Origin of the sequence: Pseudomonas sp. CF161, from assembly GCF_000416215.1 — a bacterium.
In the GTDB taxonomy this organism is placed as follows: domain Bacteria; phylum Pseudomonadota; class Gammaproteobacteria; order Pseudomonadales; family Pseudomonadaceae; genus Aquipseudomonas.
The window spans coordinates 68,202-90,579 of sequence record NZ_ATLP01000076.1 but is presented as its reverse complement, the minus strand read 5'-3'; the positions used below and the strand labels follow the sequence as shown (position 1 = coordinate 90,579).

At 63.2% G+C, this 22,378-nt stretch carries 17 protein-coding genes and 1 pseudogene; 16 read left to right on the top strand and 2 right to left on the bottom strand.

All coding sequences use genetic code 11. The annotated features are described in order from the left end of the window. Positions 1-358: contractile injection system protein, VgrG/Pvc8 family (locus CF161_RS14260; protein ID WP_020297292.1), on the bottom strand; the 358-nt coding region annotated here is incomplete at its 3' end. 173 nt (positions 359-531) lie between these two features. Here CF161_RS14260 and CF161_RS14255 point away from each other — a divergent pair. The 8 genes and pseudogenes from CF161_RS14255 to CF161_RS14225 all read left to right on the top strand — a co-directional run bounded on the left by CF161_RS14255 (position 532) and on the right by CF161_RS14225 (position 9,986). Next, positions 532-1,050 carry an RNA polymerase sigma factor gene (locus CF161_RS14255; RefSeq protein WP_020297291.1) on the top strand — a complete coding sequence of 173 codons (519 nt, stop codon included), beginning with the start codon at positions 532-534 and terminating at the stop codon, positions 1,048-1,050. Between the two features lie 198 nt (positions 1,051-1,248). Then, positions 1,249-2,220, top strand: a complete 972-nt coding sequence (locus CF161_RS14250; RefSeq protein WP_043229431.1) for a FecR domain-containing protein — start codon at positions 1,249-1,251, stop codon at positions 2,218-2,220. A 119-nt stretch (positions 2,221-2,339) separates the two neighbouring features. Further along, complete coding sequence (locus tag CF161_RS14245) at positions 2,340-4,946, top strand: TonB-dependent receptor (RefSeq protein WP_020297289.1); 2,607 nt, start codon at positions 2,340-2,342, stop codon at positions 4,944-4,946. A gap of 114 nt (positions 4,947-5,060) precedes the next feature. After that, positions 5,061-5,669 (top strand): biliverdin-producing heme oxygenase, encoded by a 609-nt coding sequence (locus CF161_RS14240; RefSeq protein ID WP_020297288.1) that lies wholly within the window; start codon positions 5,061-5,063, stop codon positions 5,667-5,669. A 154-nt stretch (positions 5,670-5,823) separates the two neighbouring features. After that, positions 5,824-6,225: a YbaN family protein gene (locus tag CF161_RS14235; protein WP_020297287.1), complete on the top strand. Its 402-nt coding sequence runs from the start codon at positions 5,824-5,826 to the stop codon at positions 6,223-6,225. 86 nt (positions 6,226-6,311) lie between these two features. Beyond that, positions 6,312-7,595 (top strand): annotated as a pseudogene (locus tag CF161_RS33640) (chemotaxis protein); the annotation flags it as partial. A 150-nt stretch (positions 7,596-7,745) separates the two neighbouring features. Further along, positions 7,746-8,501 carry a methyl-accepting chemotaxis protein gene (locus tag CF161_RS33635; RefSeq protein WP_371106528.1) on the top strand — a complete coding sequence of 252 codons (756 nt, stop codon included), beginning with the start codon at positions 7,746-7,748 and terminating at the stop codon, positions 8,499-8,501. A 135-nt stretch (positions 8,502-8,636) separates the two neighbouring features. Then, positions 8,637-9,986 (top strand): CoA transferase, encoded by a 1,350-nt coding sequence (locus CF161_RS14225; RefSeq protein WP_020297285.1) that lies wholly within the window; start codon positions 8,637-8,639, stop codon positions 9,984-9,986. Positions 9,987-10,040: 54 nt separating this feature from the next. Here the strand turns inward: CF161_RS14225 and arcD (CF161_RS14220) are convergent, their stop codons facing one another. Continuing rightward, positions 10,041-11,468 (bottom strand): arginine-ornithine antiporter, encoded by a 1,428-nt coding sequence (gene arcD, locus CF161_RS14220; RefSeq protein WP_020297284.1) that lies wholly within the window; start codon positions 11,466-11,468, stop codon positions 10,041-10,043. A 448-nt stretch (positions 11,469-11,916) separates the two neighbouring features. Here arcD (CF161_RS14220) and arcD (CF161_RS14215) point away from each other — a divergent pair, with 448 nt between their 5' ends. The 8 genes from arcD (CF161_RS14215) (at position 11,917) to gcvP (ending at position 22,342) form a co-directional block, all read left to right on the top strand. Further along, positions 11,917-13,344, top strand: coding sequence for an arginine-ornithine antiporter (gene arcD / locus CF161_RS14215; protein ID WP_020297283.1), 1,428 nt, complete (start codon positions 11,917-11,919; stop codon positions 13,342-13,344). Between the two features lie 46 nt (positions 13,345-13,390). After that, positions 13,391-14,647, top strand: coding sequence for an arginine deiminase (gene arcA, locus CF161_RS14210; RefSeq protein WP_020297282.1), 1,257 nt, complete (start codon positions 13,391-13,393; stop codon positions 14,645-14,647). A 74-nt stretch (positions 14,648-14,721) separates the two neighbouring features. After that, the gene (locus tag CF161_RS14205) at positions 14,722-15,732 is read left to right on the top strand and encodes an ornithine carbamoyltransferase (protein ID WP_020297281.1); all 1,011 of its coding nucleotides are present in this window, start codon (positions 14,722-14,724) and stop codon (positions 15,730-15,732) included. Positions 15,733-15,792: 60 nt separating this feature from the next. Then, positions 15,793-16,722 carry a carbamate kinase gene (gene arcC, locus CF161_RS14200; protein ID WP_020297280.1) on the top strand — a complete coding sequence of 310 codons (930 nt, stop codon included), beginning with the start codon at positions 15,793-15,795 and terminating at the stop codon, positions 16,720-16,722. Between the two features lie 73 nt (positions 16,723-16,795). Beyond that, a complete protein-coding gene (locus CF161_RS14195) occupies positions 16,796-17,155 on the top strand; it encodes a DUF5064 family protein (protein WP_020297279.1) in 360 nt (119 codons plus the stop codon). A gap of 123 nt (positions 17,156-17,278) precedes the next feature. After that, the gene (locus tag CF161_RS14190; protein ID WP_020297278.1) at positions 17,279-18,787 is read left to right on the top strand and encodes a sigma-54-dependent transcriptional regulator; all 1,509 of its coding nucleotides are present in this window, start codon (positions 17,279-17,281) and stop codon (positions 18,785-18,787) included. Positions 18,788-19,099: 312 nt separating this feature from the next. Continuing rightward, positions 19,100-19,483, top strand: coding sequence for a glycine cleavage system protein GcvH (gcvH, locus tag CF161_RS14185; RefSeq protein WP_020297277.1), 384 nt, complete (start codon positions 19,100-19,102; stop codon positions 19,481-19,483). Between the two features lie 9 nt (positions 19,484-19,492). Then, on the top strand, positions 19,493-22,342 hold the full coding sequence (gene gcvP / locus CF161_RS14180) for an aminomethyl-transferring glycine dehydrogenase (protein ID WP_020297276.1): 2,850 nt from the start codon (positions 19,493-19,495) through the stop codon (positions 22,340-22,342). Positions 22,343-22,378: the final 36 nt, after the last annotated feature.

Below are 22,378 nucleotides of genomic sequence, written 5' to 3'. Positions count from 1 at the left end.
CCTCGGTAATCTGCGGCACGGTAAGGGTCTGGAAAATGCGCCAGTCCGAGCTGAGCTTCAACCGCGCCAAGCGCGGCTCGACCACCGCCGAATAGCGCGTGCGCCTGAAGCCGCTGTCGCGTTGAACAAAGGAGGACACGGCGCCATGCACATAGCGCACGGGAGTTTCGCCATGCCAAAGCGTCAGCAACGCCGGTCGATCCAGCACCTGCCCGAAGTCGATGGCCGGGTTGGCGCTAGTCAGCTCGACGCAAAGATGAAAGGTCTCGGACAACGCTTCATGCAACGTGAACTCAACAACGTCAAAGGACTCGTTACCAATGCTGAAGGTGAAGCACAGATCGGCTTGGCTGGCCATGCATAACTCCCTGTTACTGAGTTCCTGATCTCGGGCTGTCGCCTGACTGCGGGAATCTAGAGTGGGGAGCGAGCGTGGGGCTATAAGGTGAGTCTGAAACTCACCCAGGGCTTGACCAAGCACGTAGATGATAAGCATTATCATCAACTGCAAAAAATGGATCAGGCCTCGCTGTGAGTCAATCGCGCTTCAACAATGTCTTCCTCACTCAACGAATTTCTCTGCTGCGCACGCTGGAGCGGATGGTCGATAACCACAGCACCGCCGAGGACCTGCTGCAGGAAACCTACCTTCGTGTGACCCGTGCCCTCAACGAACGGGCCATCGATCACCTCGAACCCTTTGTGTTCCAGACCGCGCGCAACCTGGCTCTGGACCACTTGCGCGCGCGCCGCATTCAGGGCCGGACCCTGCTCGAAGACGTGCCGATGGAGGTGGTGGAGAACGTCGCCGCCCCCACCAGCAGCGCAGAAGATGCGGCCCATGCCGAACAACTGCTTGAGCGTCTGAACCTCAGCCTCAATCAGCTCAGCCCGCGCCAGCAGCGGATTTTTATCCTCAGCCGCCTGCACGGTCACAGTTATCAGGAGATCGCCGAAGAACTGCGGGTGTCCCTGAGCACGGTGCAAAAGGAATTGAAACTGATCATGGCCATCTGCATCGGCGTCGCCGAACGCCTGGACTCACAGTGAGTCTCAGAACCTGTTGACGATCCTGCGAGCGATACTCAGCCATTTTTAATGCCGCATAAACCAAGCACAGCGGATCGTGAACAGGTTCCGAGCGGATGATCGGAACGACTGCGTCAGCCCCGGGGGTTTGCTAACCTTGCCCGGTTTTCGCTCTCTCTTGAAAAAACAGCTGTGCACAGACACAGCCGAGGAACACCCGTGACGGATATTCACCGCGCCGAGCCGCCTGCCCCCTCGGGCGCCTCTCCACAGGAGCTGGCCATGGATCAGGCGCTGGACTGGCTGATCGTGCTGGACCATCCCAGTGCCGAGCAAACCCGACAATTCCAGCAATGGCTGGCGGCCTCCCCGCTCAATGCCCAGGCCTTCGAGAAAGCCCAGGCGATCTGGAACGGCCCGCACGTGGCGCAATCCGCCGTCACCCTCAATAACGCCCCGCCCAGGGTGTCACGCCTGGCCCGCCTGCGCCCCCACTGGAAACCCCTGGCCACGGCCGCGGTACTGGTGCTCGGGCTGTTCAGCTTCAGCAATCTGCCCTTGCGCCTGCAGGCCGACCACCTGACCCAGGTCGGCGAACGCCAGCGCCTGCAACTGGAAGACGGCTCCAAGGTGCTGCTCAATACCAACTCGGCGTTTTCCAGCGACATCGACGATCAGCAGCGCGTGGCCCGGCTGTATCAGGGCGAAGCTTATTTCGAGATCCCGGCCAATCGCGGCCTGCCCCTGGAGCTGGAGGCCGGCCCGGTCCGGGCCAGCGTGCGCGATACCACCTTTGCCGTGCGCTACCTGGACGGCATTGCCCAGGTTCAGGTGCAGCGCGGCGCTATCGACTTGCGGGCGACCCATGCCGACCAGCGCATTCGCCTGTCCGCCGGGGAAAGCGTGCGCGTCGGCCCCCAGGGCTTCGAACGCCCGGCCAAGCTCGATGCGGACAAGGAGCTGGCCTGGGTCCAGGGTCGCCTGGTGTTCGAAAACTGCCCGATGAGCCAGGTCCTGGCCGAACTGCGGCGCTATTACCCGGGCTGGATCGTCAACAACAACCCGCGCCTGGCCGATGTGGCCGTGACCGGCAACTACCGCCTCGACCAGCCCCTGAATGTGGTGCGCTCCCTGGCCCACATCACCTCGGCGCGGCTCTCGGAGTTCCCGGCGCTGGTGATCATCAACTGAGAATAATTATTTTTACTCGATAGCCGTGGGTCGTACGTCTCGTTATAGCCAATGCAATTGATTCGCATTTTTAATGCTGATCTGCACCTATAAGATTCGTGCGACCCGGAGCGCTTTCGATGTCCTCTCGCCTCAACAGCCGATCCCCTGTTCCCTCTGCCCGCCTGCAAAATTGCACCCTGTCGTTGCTGACCGCCGCGATCCTGCTGGCCGGCGCCCAGGCCACGCCCGTCATGGCCGCCGATGCCCCGGCGCAGTCCAGCTCGAGCATGGGCAATTATCACTTCGCCATTGCCCAGCAACCCCTGGTCTCGGCGCTCAATGCCTTTACCGCGGTCACCGGCTGGCAGGTGGGGCTGCCCGCAGAACTGGGCGCCGGTGTGGCCTCCCCTGGGGTACGCGGCTCGCTGCCGCCGGAAAAAGCCCTGGACCGGCTGCTGGCAGGCACCAATCTGAACTATCGAAAACTGGGGAACAACACCATCGTCCTGGAAAAGCGCAGCGGCGCCGACGTGGTCAACCTGCAGCAGATGACCATCAGCGCAACCCGCCAGGAACAGGACGTGAGTTCGGTGCCGAGCACGGTGACAGTGCAGGACCGCACCCAGCTCGACCGGCAGAACGTGAATAACATCAAGGAGCTGACGCGCTACGAACCCGGGGTGTCGGTCGGCGGCGCAGGCAAGCGCGGCGGCGGCATCAGCGGCTACAACATCCGCGGCATCGACGGCGACCGGATCCTGACCCAGGTTGATGGGGTCGAAGTGCCCAGCAGCTTCTTCAACGGCCCCTACGCCGAAACTCAGCGCAACTACGTCGACCCGGAAATCATCAAGCGCGTGGAAATCCTCCGCGGCCCGGCCTCGGCGCTCTACGGCAGCAATGCCATCGGCGGCGCGGTGAGCTATTTCACCCTCGACCCGGACGACATCATCAAACCCGGCCAGGACCTGGGCGCACGCCTGAAAACCGGCTACAGCTCTTCCAACAACAGCTGGCTGACCTCCGGTACCTTTGCCGGGCGCAGCGGTGAGTTCGACGGCTTGCTGCACCTGAGCCAGCGCAACGGCCGTGAAACCGAGTCCTACGGCAGCACCGGCGGCACCGGCCTGAAACGCACCGAAGCCAACCCGGAAACCGTGCGCACCACCAACGTGCTGGCCAAGTTGGGCTGGAACTACAACGACGACTCGCGCCTGGGCCTGACCTACGAAAAGTACAAGGACGACCGTGACAGCAACCAGCGCAGCGTGGTCGGCGGCTTGTTCTTCAACGGCATGGGCAGCAACCTGTATCGCGCCCGCACCGCCAACGACACCGTCACCCGCGAGCGTTTCGGCCTGGAGCACAGCTTTGCCCTCGACACCCTGCTGGTGGACAAGATCAAGTGGAGCCTGAACTACCAGATCGCCAAGACCGACCAGCATGCCGATGAGATCTACCAGTCCGGGCGCCGCGTGGCCCGCACCCGCGACACCCTGTACCAGGAAAAACAGTGGGTCTTCGACGCCCAGCTGGACAAGGCCTTCAGCATTGCCGATACCGAGCACCTGCTGACCTACGGCACCAACATCAAGCAACAGAAAGTCACCGGTTACCGTTCCGGCACCGCCGTCTGCCTCAACGTGGCCACCAACTGCCCGGTCATCGGCGGGCCGAGCCTGATGCCGTCCGACAGCCTGGTCAAATCCAGTGACTTCCCGGACCCGACCATCAACACCTACGGTGTGTTCGTCCAGGACCAGATCCACTGGAACGACTGGACCTTCCTGCCGAGCCTGCGCTACGACTACACCCAGCTCAAACCCCACGTGACCGATCAGTTCATCAATACCATCGTCGCTGCCGGCGGCAGTGCCAGCGAAATCGACGCCAAGGAAAAAACCTGGCACCGGCTGTCGCCCAAATTCGGCCTGACCTACGCCCTGACCGAGCAGTACACCTGGTACGGCCAGTACGCCGAAGGCTTCCGCACCCCGAGCGCCAAGGCCTTGTACGGGCGCTTCGAGAACCCGGGCATCGGCTACTCGGTCACCCCGAACCCGAACCTGAAGCCGGAGAAAAGCCAAAGCTGGGAAACCGGCCTGCGCGGCAACTTCGAGCACGGCAACTTCGATGTGGCGGTGTTCTATAACAAGTACCGCGACTTCATCAACGAAGACGCCATTGCCCCGGGCTACAACGAAATCAAGTTCCTCACCGCCAACATCAAGCACGCCACCATCAAGGGCGCGGAAGTCAAAGGCCGCCTGAACCTGGACGCCCTGGGCGCTCCTCAGGGGCTCTACACCCAGGGCTCGCTGGCGTACGCCTATGGCCGCAACGCCGACAACGGCGAACCGCTCAACAGCGTCAACCCGCTCAAGGGCGTGTTTGGCCTGGGCTACGACCAGGACAACTACGGCACCCTGCTCAGCTGGACCCTGGTCAAGCGCAAGGATCGGGTCGATGACACCGCGTTCAAGGCCCCGGACGGCTTGACCAGCAGCAGCCAGTTCAAGACCCCGGGCTTCGGCATTCTCGACCTGACCGGCTTCTACAAGGTCACCGACGACGTCACCGTCAATGCCGGCCTGTACAACCTGACCGACAAGAAATACTGGAACTGGGACGACGTGCGCGGCTACGACGGGGTCGGCGAAGCCGGCATGCTCAACCCGGCCAACCTCGACCGCCTGACCGCCCCCGGGCGCAACGTCTCGGTCAACCTGGTGTGGGATATCTGATCCACCCAGCGCCTCGCTGCCCTTTTTTTTCTGGGGCAGTGAGGTTTTTTTACTGTGTCACGTCTTCTTGTTCGTCTAGTCACTTAAGTGCATCTCATTCTCAAGGACATTTTCATGACCGCCCAGGATTCTACCCAGCCTCATCACCTGCGCTCGCAACGCCTGAACCAGATCACCCACGAGCCGCACACCAAGCTCGACGCCCTGGTCAAGGCCCACGCGCCGTTTGAAACCCAGGGTAACTTCGCTCGCTTCGTGGTTGCGCAGTACCTGTTCCAGTCGGAACTGGTGGACCTGTACAACGATGCCGAACTGAACAAAATCGTCCCCGACCTCGCGGCCCGCTGCCGCGCCGAAGCGGCCAAGGCCGACCTGGCCGACCTCGACACCGACGTCCCGGCACCGGTAGCCGGCGCGGTGAGCAACCCGAGCCAGGCCGAAGCCCTGGGCTGGATCTTCGTTTCCGAAGGCTCCAAGCTCGGCGCCGCGTTCCTGATCAAGCGCGCCGTAGGCCTGGGCCTGAGCGAGACCTTCGGTGCCCGCCACCTGGGCGAACCGGCCGGCGGTCGCGCCGAAGGCTGGAAGAGCTTCGTCAAGACCCTCGACAGCCTGGCGTTCAACGCCGAAGAAGAAGCCGCGGCGGAAAAAGGCGCCCTGGATGCCTTCAACCGCTTCACCGTGCTGCTCGAACAGGCTTACGCCAGCGCCCCGGAACTGGCCTGACGCAACCTGGGCAGGCCAGGCCCGACAAGGGCTGGCTTGCCCCCTTACAGCGACTTGGGTACCTGGCTTGAGCCGCCGCCAGCTTGCCGGCGATGGCTTTTTTCAGAAAACCGACCCAGGATTAAGCCTCTGCTCGTCACTCACCAGCGAACCCATGACCCGCTCCTCCCGACCCACCTCGAAGCTCTCGCGCCTGCTCTTCGGCCTGCTGGCCTACACCAGCCTGGCCATCGGCCTGATCGCCATCGTCGTGCCTGGCCTGCCGACCACCGAATTCATCCTGCTGGCCGCCTGGGCCGCCACCAAAAGCTCGCCACGCCTCAGCGCCTGGCTGGAAAACCATCGCCTGTTCGGCCCCATCCTCAGTAACTGGCGCAACGGCAAGATCGTCAGCCGCCGGGCCAAGGTCAGCGCCACCCTGAGCATGCTGCTGTGCGCCGGACTGATGCTGGCCCTGCTCAACCATCACTGGACGATGTACCTGGCCATCGGCGGCATGATCCTGGGCAACCTGTGGATCTGGTCGCGGCCAGAGGCCGTGCCTCAGGTTTCCTAGCAGCAGGTGACCGCTCGTCGGCTGCGTCTCACGCAAACGCCACGCAAGCCGATGTTCCGGGCATAGCGCTGAATGGACTTGGCGCCATGAGTCATCCGACTCAAGGCTCATCACCTGTCCCTTCGCGAGATCGCCCCATGCTCGACTCTCTCTCCATCCGCCTGAAAATCGTGCTGTTGTCCGGACTGTGCCTGCTGGGCGTGGTCGGATTGATCGTTGGCATGAACCTCTACCAGACCAACCAGAACAACCAGTTGGTCAGCACCTCCAGCACCCAGATGCTCACGGGCAGCGTGCAGAACCTGTTGCAATCCAGGGCGGGCGAACAGGCGGTCAGGCTGCAACGGAGTTTCGGCGACAGCCTGCTGGCAGTGACCGCCCTGGCCGACCAGGTCAAGGACCTGCGGGCCATGGCCGGCAAACGCGCCCTCGAAGCCTCGGCGCTGCGTGAAGAACTGAACCAGAGCCTGAAGACCGCCTTCGAGCGCAATGCCAAGGTGCTGGGCATCTGGCTGGCCTTCGAGCCCGACGCCCTCGACGGCAAGGACAGCGAGTTCGCCAATGACCTGGCCCGGGGCTCCAACGAACACGGGCGCTTCGCCAGCTACTGGAGCCGCGCCGGCGGTACCGGGCTGAACACGGTGATGACCAACGAAGACCTGAGCAAAACCACCCTCAGCCTCAGCGGTACACCCTACAACAGTTGGTACACCTGCCCGCGCGACGGCAAGCGCACCTGCCTGTTGGACCCCTACGCCGATACCGTCGGCGGCAAGTTGATGCTGATGACCACCATCTCCCTGCCGTTGATCATCGACGGCAAGGTGCTGGGGGTGATCGGCGTCGACATCGCCCTGGACTCCCTGCAAGCCGCTGCCGGTGACGCTCAGCGTGAACTGTTCAACGGTGCCGGGCATATGCTGATCGTCTCCGGCAGCGGGGTCCTGGCGGCCTACAGCTCGGACGCGAGCAAAGTCGGCAAGAACATTGGCGACACCCTCGGCGCCGAGGGCAAGGACGTGCTCCAGCTGCTGAACCGCAACAGCCCGCAAACCCTGCAACAGGGCGACCTGATCCGCAGCCTGTACCCGGTAAGCCCAATCGCCGACGCCAAGCCCTGGGGCGTGGCCATCGACCTGCCACGGCAGGTGCTGCTGGCTGACTCGATAAAGCTTCAGGCCGTGCTCGATGACGCCCAGGCCAGCGGCACCCTCAAGGCCCTGCTGGTGGCCACCGGCGCCGGCCTGCTGGGCCTGCTGCTGATCTGGCTCAGCGCCTCGGGCGTGACCCGGCCGATCAACAGCGTGGCGCAGATGCTCAAGGCCATCGCCAGCGGCGACGGTGACCTGACCCAGCGCCTGCACTACAGCAAACAGGACGAGTTGGGCGAACTGGTGAACGGGTTCAACCGTTTCCTCGACAAGCTGCAACCGACCATTGCCCAGATCAAACAGAGCATCACCGACGCCCGTGGCACCGCCGACCAGTCTTCAGCAATCGCCCGCCAGACCAGCGAAGGCATGCAGGTGCAGTTCCGTGAAATCGACCAGGTGGCCACCGCGTCCAACGAAATGAGCGCCACCGCTCACGACGTTGCCAACAGCGCTTCCAACGCAGCCAATGCGGCACGCGGCGCCGACCAGTCGGCCCGGGAAGGCATGTCCATCATTGAGCGCAGCACCCGTGATATCAGCACCCTGGCCGAGGAAGTGAGCAAGGCGGTGACCGAGGTCGAAGCCCTGGCGGTCAACAGCGAACAGATCGGCTCGGTGCTGGAAGTGATCCGCAGCATTGCCGAGCAGACCAACCTGCTGGCCCTCAACGCCGCCATCGAAGCTGCCCGCGCCGGGGAAAGCGGACGCGGGTTCGCGGTGGTCGCCGACGAGGTGCGCAACCTGGCCAAACGCACCCAGGACTCGGTGGAAGAAATCCGCCAGGTGATCGAACGCATCCAGAACGGCACCCGTGGCGTGGTCGCGACCATGCATTCGAGCCAGACCCAGGCCCACAACAATGCCGGCCAGATCCAGCAGGCCGTGCAGGCCTTGGGCAAGATCAGCGATGCGGTGACGGTCATCAGCGACATGAACCTGCAGATCGCCAGCGCCGCCGAACAGCAAAGCGCCGTGGCCGAAGAGGTCAACCGCAATGTCTCGGCGATTCGCAGCGTGACCGAAACCCTGACCGAGCAGGCCACCGAGTCGGCGAAGGTCAGCAGCCAGTTGAACGCGTTGGCGACCCACCAGATGAAATTGATGGATCAGTTCCGGGTGTAACCAGACGGGCGGTGAGCCGCCCCAGGCACTAGCGACCGCTGTGGGTCATGAGGGAACCGCCGGCTCTGCCAGCGGGTTCTCGACAGCCGCAGCGGTTTCGGGGTGCAATGCACCTCCTGCTCTGGAGGGCCTGCCATGACCGACATTCTCACGTCCATTCAAGCTGCGCTGGGGCTCTCCCAGTCGTCCATCGACTTCAGCGAAACCGGGGCCCTGCCCTCGGCCTTTGCCGTGACCGACCTGGCCAGCGCCAGCATCGCCAGCGCCGGCCAGGCCGTGGCCGAGTTGCTGCTCCGGCAGACCGGGCGCCTGCCGGCGCTGCGGGTCGACCGGCGCCTGGCGTCGTTCTGGTTCGCCACGTCACTGCGCCCGATCGGCTGGAACGTGCCACCGCTGTGGGACCCGGTTGCCGGAGACTACCCGACCCAGGACGGCTGGATCCGCCTGCACACCAATGCGCCCCATCACCGGGCAGCTGCCGAACAGGTGCTGGGCCGGGTCAGCGACCGCAGCACCATGGCGGCCAAGGTGGCGCAGTGGGGCAAAACCGAACTGGAACAGGCGGTGGTCGACGCTGGCGGTTGTGCGGCGCAGATGCGCAGTTGGGCGCAATGGCAGGCCCACCCCCAGGGGCAGGCAGTACAGGCCGAGCCCTTGGTGGCCGTGATGGCGAATCCGCCGACTGCGCTCGCAACCTGGTCGGGAACCCCGGCCCAGCCGCTGGCCGGGATCAAGGTATTGGACCTGACCCGGGTCCTGGCCGGGCCGATCGCCAGCCGCTTTCTCGCCGGGCTGGGGGCCGATGTGCTGCGTATCGACCCGCCGCACTGGAACGAGCCTGGAGTGGTCCCGGAGGTCACCCTGGGCAAGCGTTGCGCACGCCTGGACCTGCATGACCCGGCCGACCGCCGTACCTTCGAACACCTGCTCGGCGAGGCCGATATCCTGCTCCACGGTTACCGCGCCGACGCCCTGGAACGCCTCGGTTATGGCGTGGCGCAACGCCAGACCCTGGCCCCGGGGCTGATCGATGTCTGCCTGAACGCCTACGGCTGGAGCGGCCCCTGGCAGAACCGCCGGGGTTTCGACAGCCTGGTACAGATGAGCTGCGGGATTGCCGACGCCGGCATGACCTGGAAACACGCCGACCAGCCCGTGCCCCTGCCAGTCCAGGCTCTGGACCACGCCACCGGCTACCTGATGGCCGCCAGGGCGATTCGCGCCCTGGACCAGCGCCTGCAGACCGGCGCCGGCAGCAGTTCGCGCCTGTCCCTGGCCCGTACCGCTCAGTTGCTGGTGGAGCACAGCGCAGGCCCCAGCGAGCAGCCGCTGCGCGGAGAAACAGCCGAGGACCAGGGCGTGCTGGTGGAACAGACCCCCTGGGGTCCGGCCCATCGCCTGCAAGTGCCGTTGCATATCAACGGCTCGCCGTTGCAGTGGGCCCTCCCGGCCACTGAACTGGGGTCCCATCGGGCGAAATGGTGATGGCCGGTCCACAGACCGCCAGCGCCCTTGCCACAGGGCGCTGGGCGGGGGAATTCAAAGCCTTAGCAGGCCGCTGTACAGGCCATAGGCCGCCAGTGCCGCGCCCATGATCACGGCGGCGAAGATCAGCTTCTCGAAGTGGGTGAACAGCGGTTCGCCCTGCTCGCGTTTGGCCTTGGCGAACAGCACCACCCCCGGCGCATAGAGCAACGCCGACAGCAGCAGGTACTTCAGGCCGCCGGCATACAGCAGCCAGATCGCGTAGGTCAGGGCCACGACCCCGATAAACAGGTCCTTCATGCGCTGCGCCGAGGCCTGCTCGTAGGTTTCACCACGGCCGCTGAGCAGCACCGCATAGGCCGCCGACCACAGGTACGGCACCAGGATCATCGACGAGGCGAGGTAGATCAGGCTGGTGTAGGTGCCGGCTGAGACCAGTGTGATCACCAGGAAAATCTGGATCATGCAGTTGGTCAGCCACAGCGCGTTGACCGGGACGTGGTTGGCGTTTTCCTTTTTCAGGAAGGCCGGCATGGTCCGGTCGCGGGCAGTGGCGTAGAGGATCTCCGCGCACAACAGGGCCCACGACAGCAACGCGCCCAACAGCGAGACCGCCAGGCCGATGCTGATCAGCAACGCGCCCCAGGGCCCGACGATATGCTCCAGCACCGCCGCCAGGGACGGATTCTGCAACTGCGCCAGTTCCGGCTGGGTCATGATCCCCAGGGACAGCACGTTGACCAGCACCAGCAACGCCAGCACCCCGAGAAAACCGATCACCGTGGCCCGGCCGACGTCGGAGCGTTTCTGCGCCTTAGCCGAGTAGACACTGGCGCCCTCGATGCCGATGAACACGAACACCGTGACCAGCATCATGCTGCGCACCTGATCCATCACGCTGCCGAAATTGGGGTTGCTGCGGCCCCAGATATCGCGGGTGAACACGTCGGCCTTGAACGCCACGGCGGCGATCACGATAAACATCAGGATCGGCAGGATCTTGGCCACGGTGGTCAGTTGGTTGATGAACGCCGCCTCCTTGATCCCCCGCAGCACCAGAAAGTGCACCGCCCACAGCAGCACCGAGGCACAGCCAATGGCGATGGGGGTGTTGCCCTGGCCGAACACCGGAAAGAAGTAGCCCAGGGTGCTGAACAACAGCACGAAGTAGCCGACGTTGCCCATCCAGGCACTGATCCAGTAGCCCCAGGCCGAAGAGAAGCCCATGTAATCGCCAAACCCGGCCTTGGCGTAGGCGTAGACCCCGGAATCCAGCTCCGGCTTGCGGTTGGCCAGGGTCTGGAAGACGAAGGCCAGGGTCAGCATGCCCACGGCGGTGATCGCCCAGCCGATCAGGATCGCCCCGGCATCGGCACGCGCCGCCATGTTCTGCGGCAACGAGAAAATCCCGCCGCCGATCATCGACCCCACCACCAGGGCGATAAGCGCACCGAGTCGAAGCTTTTGCGCCGGTTGTGCCATCCCTACCTCTGTATTCATGAGTCCATCCGGCGTTCACGCTACACGCAATTAAATAACTTCTACAGATTTACGTATTACCTGGTAAGTCAATTAACCATCGATTTTTCTATAAATGGCATCGCAACTCGTGGAACGCGCTGAATAACCGGCGCTTTTATCGAGCACATGTACTAAGTGCCATCATTATGACCTGTTTCAAGACCGTTACATGATTTGCACATTCGGCAAAACGAACTAGCTTGAACCCTCGTCGCCGATGAGAAGTCTTGTTGTTCACGCAGCTTGAGGGCTCTGGAAAGCGCTTTCCAGACGCCCAATGATCATATGGAAATGTTCCTTAAGTCATTCATTAACAATGGAATGTAGCAATGAACTGATCTAAGTCAGCTATTCAAAATGATATCAGCCCTACGCTGACAACTCTCTTCTCCTGCATTGGAGTCATGCAATGTCTGACACTCCCGGAAAACTACGATTAGGTGCGCTAGTCGCCCTGGTAGTCGGCTCGATGATTGGCGGCGGGATCTTCTCATTACCGCAAAACATGGCCGCCAGTGCCGACGTCGGTGCAGTTCTTATTGGTTGGGCCATTACCGCGGTGGGGATGTTGACCCTGGCTTTTGTGTTCCAGACCCTGGCCAACCGCAAGCCGGACCTGGACGGCGGGGTCTACGCCTACGCCAAGGCCGGTTTCGGCGATTACATGGGTTTCTCCTCGGCCTGGGGCTACTGGATCAGCGCCTGGCTGGGCAACGTCGGCTACTTCGTGTTGCTGTTCAGCACCCTGGGCTACTTCTTCCCGATCTTTGGCGAGGGCAATACCCCCGCCGCGGTGATCGGCGCCTCGGTGCTGCTGTGGGCCGTGCACTTTCTGGTGCTGCGCGGGATCAAGGAAGCCGCGTTCATCAACCTGGTGACCACGGTCGCCAAAGTCGTGCCATTGCTGCTGTTTGTGCTGATCGCGATCTTCGCCTTCCGCCTGGATATCTTCACCGCTGACATCTGGGGCGTGAAAAACCCGGACCTGGGCAGCGTGATGAACCAGGTGCGCAACATGATGCTGGTCACCGTCTGGGTGTTTATCGGCATCGAGGGCGCGAGCATCTTCTCGTCGCGGGCGGAAAAACGCTCGGACGTGGGCAAGGCCACAGTGATCGGCTTTATCACCGTGCTGCTGTTCCTGGTCCTGGTGAACGTGCTGTCCCTGGGGATCATGACCCAACCGGAACTGGCCAAGCTGCAGAACCCGTCGATGGCCGCCGTGCTGGAGCATGTGGTCGGCCACTGGGGCGCGGTGCTGATCAGCGTCGGCCTGATCATCTCGCTGCTGGGGGCATTGCTGTCGTGGGTGCTGCTGTGTGCGGAGATCATGTTCGCGGCGGCCAAGGACCACACCATGCCGGAGTTCCTGCGCAAGGAAAACGCCAACCACGTGCCGGTCAATGCGCTGTGGCTGACCAATGCCATGGTTCAGGTGTTCCTGATCATCACCCTGTTTTCGGCCAGTACCTACCTGTCGCTGATCTACCTCGCGACCTCGATGATCCTGGTGCCTTACCTGTGGTCCGCGGCCTACGCGGTGCTGCTGGCGGTGCGTGGCGAGAGCTACGAACAGGCCCTGGCCGAGCGCAAGAAAGACCTGTTCATCGGCGCAATCGCCCTGATTTATGCGATCTGGCTGCTCTATGCCGGCGGCGTCAAATACCTGCTGCTGTCCGCCCTGCTCTATGCCCCCGGCGCGATCCTGTTCGCCAAGGCCAAGCTGGAACTGGGCAAACCGATTTTCACCAACGTCGAGAAGCTGATTTTCGCCGCGGTGGTCCTGGGCGCCCTGGTGGCGGCCTACGGACTCTACGACGGCTTCCTGACTCTGTAAGACCCGCTCGTAACATTGGATGTTATGTCACTGGAGGAACACTGTAATGACCACGGTAAAAGCTAAGTACGGCGTACATTCCGAAGCCGGCAAACTGCGCAAAGTCATGGTTTGCTCCCCAGGCCTGGCCCATCAGCGGCTGACCCCGAACAACTGCGACGAACTGCTGTTTGACGATGTGCTGTGGGTCGCCCAAGCCAAGCGCGACCACTTCGACTTCGTGACCAAGATGCGCGAGCGCGATATCGACGTGCTGGAAATGCACAACCTGTTGACCGATATCGTCGCCATCCCCGAAGCCCTGGACTGGATCCTGGAACGCAAGATCACCGCCAACCAGGTCGGCCTCGGCCTGGTCAATGAAGTCAGCTCTTGGCTGCGCAGCCTGGAGCCGCGCAAGGTGGCCGAGTTCCTGATCGGCGGGGTTTCCGCCGATGACCTGCCGAGCAGCTTCGGCGGCAAGACCATCGAAATGTTCCGCGACTTCCTTGGCCATTCCAGCTTTATCCTGCCGCCGCTGCCCAACACCCAGTTCACCCGTGACACCACCTGCTGGATCTACGGTGGCGTGACCCTGAACCCGATGTACTGGCCGGCGCGACGCCAGGAAACCCTGCTGGCCAGCGCCATCTACAAATTCCACCCCGAGTTCACCAATGCCGACTTCCAGGTCTGGTACGGCGATCCGGACCAGGAACACGGCAACGCCACCCTGGAAGGCGGCGACGTGATGCCGATCGGCAATGGCGTGGTCCTGATCGGCATGGGCGAGCGTTCCTCGCGCCAGGCCATCGGCCAACTCGCGCTGAACCTGTTCAAGCACAAGGCCGTGGAACGGGTGATCGTCGCCGGCCTGCCGAAATCACGCGCAGCCATGCACCTGGACACCGTGTTCAGCTTCTGCGACCGCGACCTGGTGACCATCTTCCCGGAAGTGGTGAACCAGATCGTCGCCTTCACCCTGCGCCCTGATGAAAGCAAGCCGGGCGGCATCGATATCCAGCAGGAAAAAACCAGCTTCCTCGACACCGTGGCCGCCGCCCTCAACCTCAAGGCCCTGCGTGTAGTGGAAACCGGCGGCAACAGCTTCGCCGCCGAACGCGAGCAGTGGGACGACGGCAACAACGTGGTGGCCCTGGAACCGGGTGTGGTGATCGGTTACGACCGCAACACCTACACCAACACCCTGCTGCGCAAGGCCGGTGTCGAAGTGATCACCATCAGCGCCGGCGAACTCGGCCGTGGCCGTGGCGGCGGCCACTGCATGACCTGCCCGATCATCCGCGACCCTATCGACTACTGATTTTTCTTCCATGCTTGCCGCCGCCCGAACCGAGGGCGCGGCAAGTGGACGACCGAAACCCAAGGAGATCCATCATGGCTTTCAACATGCGCAACCGCAGCTTGCTGTCGCTGATGCACCACACCAACCGTGAGCTGCATTACCTGCTCGACCTGTCCCGCGACCTCAAGCGCGCCAAGTACACCGGCACCGAGCAGCCGCACCTCAAAGGCAAGAACATCGCGCTGATCTTCGAAAAAACCTCGACCCGCACCCGCTGCGCGTTCGAAGTGGCGGCCCACGACCAGGGCGCCCACGTCACCTATATCGACCCGGTGTCGTCGCAGATCGGTCACAAGGAAAGCATGAAAGACACCGCCCGGGTCCTGGGGCGGATGTTCGATGCCATCGAGTACCGCGGCTTTGAACAAGAGATCGTCGAAGAACTGGCGAAGTTCGCCGGCGTACCGGTATTCAACGGCCTGACCGCCGAATTCCACCCGACGCAAATGATCGCTGACACCCTGACCATGCGTGAGCACAGTGACAAACCGCTGCACGACATCAGCTATGCCTACCTGGGCGACGCCCGCTACAACATGGGCAACTCGTTGCTGATGATCGGCGCCAAGCTGGGCATGGATGTGCGCATCGGCGCGCCAAAAGCACTGTGGCCGCACCAGGACTTCATCGACCAGTGCCAGGCCTTCGCCGAGGAAAGCGGGGCGCGCATCACCATCACCGAAGACCCGAAAGAAGCGGTCAAGGGCGTGGACTTCATCCACACCGATATCTGGGTGTCCATGGGTGAGCCGGTCGAAGCCTGGGACGAGCGCATCGAGCAATTGCTGCCGTACCAGGTCAACGCCAAGATGATGAAAGCCTCGGGCAACCCCCGCGTGAAGTTCATGCACTGCCTGCCGGCGTTCCACAACAGTGAAACCAAGGTCGGCAAGGACATCGCCGCGCGGTATCCGAACCTGGCCAATGGCGTGGAAGTGACGGAGGACGTCTTCGAATCCCCGGCCAACATTGCCTTCGAACAGGCGGAAAACCGCATGCACACCATCAAGGCGATCCTGGTCTCGGCACTGGCGGATATCTAACCTCCCTCTCTGCCGCCGCCGACTGACCGGCGGCGGCAGAGACTTCAGAAGGACTGCACTATGCGTATCGTCGTTGCACTGGGCGGTAACGCCCTGCTCCGCCGTGGTGAACCCATGACCGCGGACAATCAACGCGCCAACATCCGCATCGCCACCGAACAGATTGCCAAGATCCACCCCGGCAACCAGTTGGTGATCGCCCACGGCAATGGTCCGCAAGTGGGCCTGCTGTCGCTGCAGGCGGCGGCCTATACCCAGGTTTCGCCCTACCCGCTGGATGTGCTCGGCGCCGAAACCGAAGGCATGATCGGCTACATCATCGAACAGGAACTGGGCAACCTGCTGGACTTCGAAGTCCCCTTCGCCACCTTGCTGACCCAGGTCGAAGTCGACCCCAAGGACCCGGCGTTCAAGAACCCGACAAAGCCCATCGGCCCGGTGTACAGCAAAGCCGAAGCGGAAAAACTCGCCGCCGAAAAAGGCTGGGCCATCGCCCCCGACGGCGACAACTTCCGCCGCGTGGTGGCCAGCCCGAAACCCAAGCGCATCTTCGAGATTCGCCCGATCAAGTGGCTGCTGGAAAAGAGCAGCATCGTGATCTGTGCCGGCGGTGGCGGGATCCCCACCATGTACGGCGAGGACGGCAAACTACGGGGCATCGAGGCGGTGATCGACAAGGACCTGTGCTCGGCGCTGCTGGCCGAACAGCTGGAAAGCGATCTGCTGGTGATTGCCACCGACGTCAACGCGGCCTTTATCGACTTCGGCAAGCCGACCCAGAAAGCCATCGCCCAGGCCCACCCGGATGAAATCGAGAAGCTGGGCTTCGCCGCCGGCTCCATGGGGCCCAAGGTCCAGGCTGCCTGCGAGTTCGCCCGCAACACTGGCAAAGTCGCGGTGATCGGTTCACTCTCGGACATCGAGGCGATCGTCCAGGGCAAGGCCGGCACCCGCATCAGCACGGCCAAGCCGGGTATCAGTTACCAGTAAATCGCCTGTCACAAGAACTTCGGGGCGGGCCCTGTGTCTGCCCCTACTTCAATGCCTTGAAGGAGAGACGCCCATGGCCACGTTCGAGCCCGGTCACCTGCATATCGAGCGCCACGCGCTGAACAAGGACGACTACAGCTACAACCTGTGCATCGACTACGAGGTCACCCAGGACCCCAAGGAAGGCAAGGGCATGCTCTTCACCCTGCATGGCACCATCGAGGACAAGCCCCTGAAGGAACAGTTCTTCCTGGCCAAGGACCTGGCCTTCGACTTCGCCCGCCATGCCACTCGCATCGCCCAGCAATACGGGATGCCCAAGACCGCCAGCATCGGCTCGATGCACAAGTACTACGACGAAATGTTCGAAGACGTACGCAAGCAACTGGAGGTCAAGCCTGGTGACCCGGTGAAACCCGAACACCTGGCGTAACCCCCTCCCCGTGGTGAGGGACGCACTGCCCTCGCCACCCTGTTCACGCCGCGCGCATTTCACCTTGGCCCTCCCCCAAGGCATACTGGCCACCCTCCGCTTCGCAGAACCGTCAGCCTCCCCATGCGTATCCACGTCAGCTTTATCGACCGCGTCGGCATCACCCAGGAAGTCCTGGCCCTGCTCGGCGGGCGCAATCTCAACCTGGATGCGGTGGAGATGGTTCCACCCAACGTGTACATCGATGCCCCGACCCTCAGCCCGCAGGTGCTCGAAGAGCTGCGCGATGCACTGTTCAACGTGCGTGGGGTACAGGCGGTGACCGTGGTCGATATCCTCCCCGGCCAGCGTCGCCACTTGCAGCTCGATGCCCTGCTGGCGGCCATGACCGACCCGGTGCTGGCCCTGGACAGCGCGGGCAAGGTGCTGCTGGCCAACCCGGCGCTGATTGCCCTGTATGGCCGTGAGCCGGCCGGCGAAAGCGTCGCCGAGCTGTTCGCCGACCCGGCGCTGCTCGACAGCCTGCTGGAACAAGGCTTTCGCCTGCCCCTGCGGGAAATCACCTTGAATGGCCAGACCCTGCTGCTGGACGCGACGCCCATCACCGACGCCGGCGCGCTGCTGACCTTGTATCAGCCGAACCGGATCGGCGAGCGCCTGTCGGCCCTGCACCACGACCATGCCGAAGGTTTTGATGCCCTGCTCGGGGAATCACCCGCCATCCGCACCCTCAAGGCCCGGGCCCAACGGGTGGCGGCACTGGATGCGCCACTGCTGATCCAGGGCGAAACCGGCACCGGCAAGGAGCTGGTGGCCCGCGCCTGCCATGCCATCAGCGCACGCCATGGCGCTCCCTTCCTGGCCCTGAACTGCGCGGCGCTGCCGGAGAACCTCGCCGAAAGCGAACTCTTCGGTTACGCCCCCGGCGCGTTCACCGGGGCCCAGCGCGGCGGCAAGCCGGGTCTGATGGAACTGGCCAACCAGGGCACGGTGTTTCTCGACGAAATCGGCGAAATGTCGCCTTACCTGCAGGCCAAGTTGCTGCGCTTCCTGAACGACGGCAGCTTCCGCCGGGTCGGGGGCGATCGCGAGGTCAAGGTCAATGTGCGGATCCTCAGCGCCACCCACCGCGACCTGGAAAAAATGGTCAGCGAAGGCACCTTCCGCGAGGACCTGTTCTATCGCCTGAACGTGCTCAATGTCGAAGTCCCGCCGCTGCGCGAACGCGGCCAGGACATCCTGCTGCTGGCGCGCTACTTCATGCAGCAGGCCTGTGCGCAGATCCAGCGCCCGGTCTGCCGCCTGGCCCCCGGCACCTACCCGGCCCTGCTGGGCAACCGCTGGCCGGGCAACGTGCGCCAGTTGCAGAACGTGATCTTCCGCGCCGCGGCCATCTGCGACAGCAACCTGGTGGACATTGGCGACCTGGACATCGCCGGCACCTCCGTGGCGCGCCAGGGCGATTCCGAGGTCGGCAGCCTGGAACAGGCGGTCGAAGCATTCGAGAAGAGCCTGCTCGAAGGTCTCTACCTCAATTACCCCTCGACCCGACAACTGGCCAACCGCTTGCAGACTTCCCACACGGCCATCGCCCACCGCCTGCGCAAGTACGGCATTCCCGGCAAAGCCTGAGCCCTCAGGCCAAACCGCTGAAAACGACCTCCACCTGTACTGAAAGCGCTACAGCGGAACGATTTCGCTACAACCGTCTACAATCAGTGCTGCCCAAGGCTTTGATCCTCAAAGTGTTTTTTCAATCGCCCCAGCTGTAGCGATTTCGCTACAGAGATTGCAGCGCCCTCTTCTTCAGAATCCTACAAGCCATTGATTTTTAACGAATAAAAAACATTGGCCGCGTTTTTGCTATGGGTTTAGCCATTCGCTCTGCATTGCATGAGCATTCAATCGCGTCCACCAGACGAGTCTGGCCCCTGAGGAGTTTCCATGAGCGAGTTGCGTTTTACTGAAGATCACGAATGGCTGCGTACCGAAGCTGATGGCAGCGTCACCGTAGGCATTACGCCTTTCGCGCAAAACGCCCTGGGCGACGTGGTATTCGTGCAACTGCCGGAGCTGCAGAGCTACGACAAAGGCGCCGAAGCCGCCACCGTGGAATCGGTAAAAGCCGCCAGCGGCGTGTACATGCCACTGGACGGGCAAGTGGTCGAGACCAACCCGGCTCTGGACAGCAGCCCGGAGCTGGTCAACGAAGACCCGCAAGGCGCAGGCTGGTTCTTCCGCTTTATTCCCGCCGATGCCGCCGCCGTCGGCCAGTTGCTGGACCAGGACGCCTACGACCGCCTGATCAAAGCCAACGCCGAAGCCTGAGGAGCCGCCATGACTATCAATCTCAGCACCGCCAACGAATTCATCGCCCGTCATATCGGCCCGCGCCAGGATGACGAGCAAGCCATGCTCAACAGCCTGGGTTTCGATTCCCTGGAAGCCCTGAGCGCCAGCGTCATCCCCGAGAGCATCAAGGGCACCAGCGTGCTCGAACTCGGCGCCGGGCAAAGCGAAGCCGATGCCCTGGCCTCGATCAAAGCCATCGCCGCCAGGAACGAGCTGTTCAAGACCTACATCGGCCAGGGCTACTACAGCTGTCACACGCCATCGCCGATCCTGCGCAACCTCCTGGAAAACCCGGCCTGGTACACCGCCTACACGCCCTATCAGCCGGAAATCTCCCAGGGTCGCCTGGAAGCCCTGCTGAATTTCCAGACCCTGATCAGCGACCTCTCCGGGCTGCCGATCGCCAACGCCTCCCTGCTCGACGAAGCCACCGCTGCCGCCGAAGCCATGACCTTCTGCAAACGCCTGAGCAAAAACAAAGGCAGCCACGCCTTCTTCGCCTCCGTGCATTGCCATCCGCAAACCCTGGACGTTCTGCGCACCCGTGCCGAACCCCTGGGCATCGACGTGGTGGTGGGCGATGAGCGCGAACTGAGCGACGTCAGCGCCTTCTTCGGTGCCCTGCTGCAATACCCGGCGAGCAATGGCGATGTGTTCGACTACCGCGAGCTGACCGAACGCTTCCACGCCGCCAATGCCCTGGTGGCCGTGGCCGCCGACTTGCTGGCCCTGACCGTGCTGACCCCGCCGGGCGAATTCGGCGCCGACGTGGCCATCGGCAGCGCACAGCGCTTTGGTGTGCCGCTGGGTTTCGGTGGCCCGCACGCGGCCTACTTCTCGACCAAGGATGCGTTCAAGCGCGACATGCCCGGCCGCCTGGTGGGCGTGTCGGTGGACCGTTTCGGCAAGCCGGCGCTGCGCCTGGCCATGCAGACCCGCGAGCAACATATCCGCCGCGAGAAAGCCACCAGCAACATCTGCACGGCCCAGGTCCTGCTGGCCAACATCGCCAGCATGTACGCCGTGTATCACGGCCCGAAAGGCCTGACCCAGATCGCCAACCGCATCCACCACCTGACCGCGATCCTGGCCCAAGGCCTGGGCGCGCTGGGGGTGACCGTCGAGCAGCAGCATTTCTTCGACACCCTGACCCTGGCCACCGGCGCGCATACCGCCGCCCTGCACGACAAGGCTCGCGCCCAGCGCATCAACCTGCGGATCGTGGATGAGCAACGCCTGGGCCTGTCCCTGGATGAAACCACCAGCCAGGCCGACGTTGAAACCCTGTGGAGACTGCTGTCCAACGGCCAGGCGCTGCCGGACTTCGCCGCCCTTGCCGCTTCGGTGACCAGCACCCTCCCCGCCACCCTGGTACGCCAGTCGCCCATCCTCAGCCACCCGGTTTTCAACCGTTACCACTCGGAAACCGAGCTGATGCGCTACCTGCGCAAGCTGGCCGACAAGGACCTGGCACTGGACCGCACCATGATCCCGCTGGGTTCGTGCACCATGAAACTCAACGCCGCCAGCGAAATGATCCCGGTGACCTGGGCCGAATTCGGCGCCCTGCACCCATTCGCTCCGGCCGAGCAAAGCGCCGGCTACCAGCAACTGACCACCGAGCTGGAGGCCATGCTCTGCGCCGCCACCGGCTACGACGCGGTGTCCCTGCAGCCGAACGCCGGCTCCCAGGGCGAATACGCCGGCCTGCTGGCCATTCGTGCCTACCACCAGAGCCGTGGCGACGAGCGCCGCGACATCTGCCTGATTCCATCCTCGGCCCACGGCACCAACCCGGCCACCGCCAACATGGCCGGCATGCGCGTGGTGGTCACCGCCTGCGATGCCCGGGGCAACGTCGATATCGAAGACCTGCGGGCCAAGGCCATCGAGCACCGCGAACACCTCGCGGCACTGATGATCACCTACCCCTCGACCCACGGCGTGTTCGAAGAAGGCATCCGCGAAATCTGCGGCATCATTCATGACCACGGCGGCCAGGTGTACATCGACGGCGCCAACATGAACGCCATGGTCGGCCTCTGCGCCCCGGGCAAGTTCGGCGGCGACGTTTCCCACCTGAACCTGCACAAGACCTTCTGCATCCCCCACGGTGGTGGCGGCCCGGGCGTGGGTCCGATCGGCGTCAAATCCCACCTGGTGCCCTTCCTGCCTGGCCACGCGGCCATGGAGCGCAAGGAGGGCGCGGTGTGCGCGGCACCGTTCGGCAGCGCGAGCATCCTGCCGATCACCTGGATGTACATCCGCATGATGGGTGGCGCCGGCCTCAAGCGCGCCTCGCAGTTGGCGATCCTGAATGCCAACTACATTTCCCGGCGCCTGGAAGAGCACTACCCGGTGCTCTACACCGGCAGCAATGGCCTGGTGGCCCACGAATGCATCCTCGACCTGCGTCCGCTGAAGGACAGCAGCGGCATCAGCGTCGATGACGTGGCCAAGCGCCTGATCGACTTTGGCTTCCACGCACCGACCATGTCGTTCCCGGTGGCCGGCACCCTGATGATCGAGCCGACCGAAAGTGAGTCCAAGGAAGAGCTGGACCGCTTCTGCGACGCCATGATCCGTATTCGCGAAGAGATCCGCGCCGTGGAAAACGGCACCCTGGACAAGGACGACAACCCGCTGAAAAACGCCCCGCACACCGCGGCGGAAATCGTCGGCGAGTGGACTCATCCCTACAGCCGCGAACAGGCGGTGTACCCGGTCGCGTCCCTGATCGAAAGCAAGTACTGGCCACCGGTAGGCCGGGTCGACAACGTATTTGGCGATCGCAACCTGGTGTGCGCCTGCCCGTCGATCGAGCTTTACGCTTAAAGCAGTTGCAAGCGGCAAGTTTCAAGCTGCACGTTA

What these genes read in the sequence shown, in the direction of transcription:
- CF161_RS14190 (WP_020297278.1), top strand. Translation starts at nt 17,279, where the DNA reads ATGCGTATCCACGTCAGCTTTATCGACCGCGTCGGCATCACCCAGGAA.
- CF161_RS33635 (WP_371106528.1), top strand. Translation starts at nt 7,746, where the DNA reads ATGCAGGTGCAGTTCCGTGAAATCGACCAGGTGGCCACCGCGTCCAAC.
- arcD (WP_020297283.1), top strand. Translation starts at nt 11,917, where the DNA reads ATGTCTGACACTCCCGGAAAACTACGATTAGGTGCGCTAGTCGCCCTG.
- CF161_RS14235 (WP_020297287.1), top strand. Translation starts at nt 5,824, where the DNA reads ATGACCCGCTCCTCCCGACCCACCTCGAAGCTCTCGCGCCTGCTCTTC.
- gcvH (WP_020297277.1), top strand. Translation starts at nt 19,100, where the DNA reads ATGAGCGAGTTGCGTTTTACTGAAGATCACGAATGGCTGCGTACCGAA.
- CF161_RS14225 (WP_020297285.1), top strand. Translation starts at nt 8,637, where the DNA reads ATGACCGACATTCTCACGTCCATTCAAGCTGCGCTGGGGCTCTCCCAG.
- arcC (WP_020297280.1), top strand. Translation starts at nt 15,793, where the DNA reads ATGCGTATCGTCGTTGCACTGGGCGGTAACGCCCTGCTCCGCCGTGGT.
- arcD (WP_020297284.1), bottom strand. Translation starts at nt 11,468, where the DNA reads ATGGCACAACCGGCGCAAAAGCTTCGACTCGGTGCGCTTATCGCCCTG.
- arcA (WP_020297282.1), top strand. Translation starts at nt 13,391, where the DNA reads ATGACCACGGTAAAAGCTAAGTACGGCGTACATTCCGAAGCCGGCAAA.
- gcvP (WP_020297276.1), top strand. Translation starts at nt 19,493, where the DNA reads ATGACTATCAATCTCAGCACCGCCAACGAATTCATCGCCCGTCATATC.
- CF161_RS14245 (WP_020297289.1), top strand. Translation starts at nt 2,340, where the DNA reads ATGTCCTCTCGCCTCAACAGCCGATCCCCTGTTCCCTCTGCCCGCCTG.
- CF161_RS14205 (WP_020297281.1), top strand. Translation starts at nt 14,722, where the DNA reads ATGGCTTTCAACATGCGCAACCGCAGCTTGCTGTCGCTGATGCACCAC.
- CF161_RS14240 (WP_020297288.1), top strand. Translation starts at nt 5,061, where the DNA reads ATGACCGCCCAGGATTCTACCCAGCCTCATCACCTGCGCTCGCAACGC.
- CF161_RS14195 (WP_020297279.1), top strand. Translation starts at nt 16,796, where the DNA reads ATGGCCACGTTCGAGCCCGGTCACCTGCATATCGAGCGCCACGCGCTG.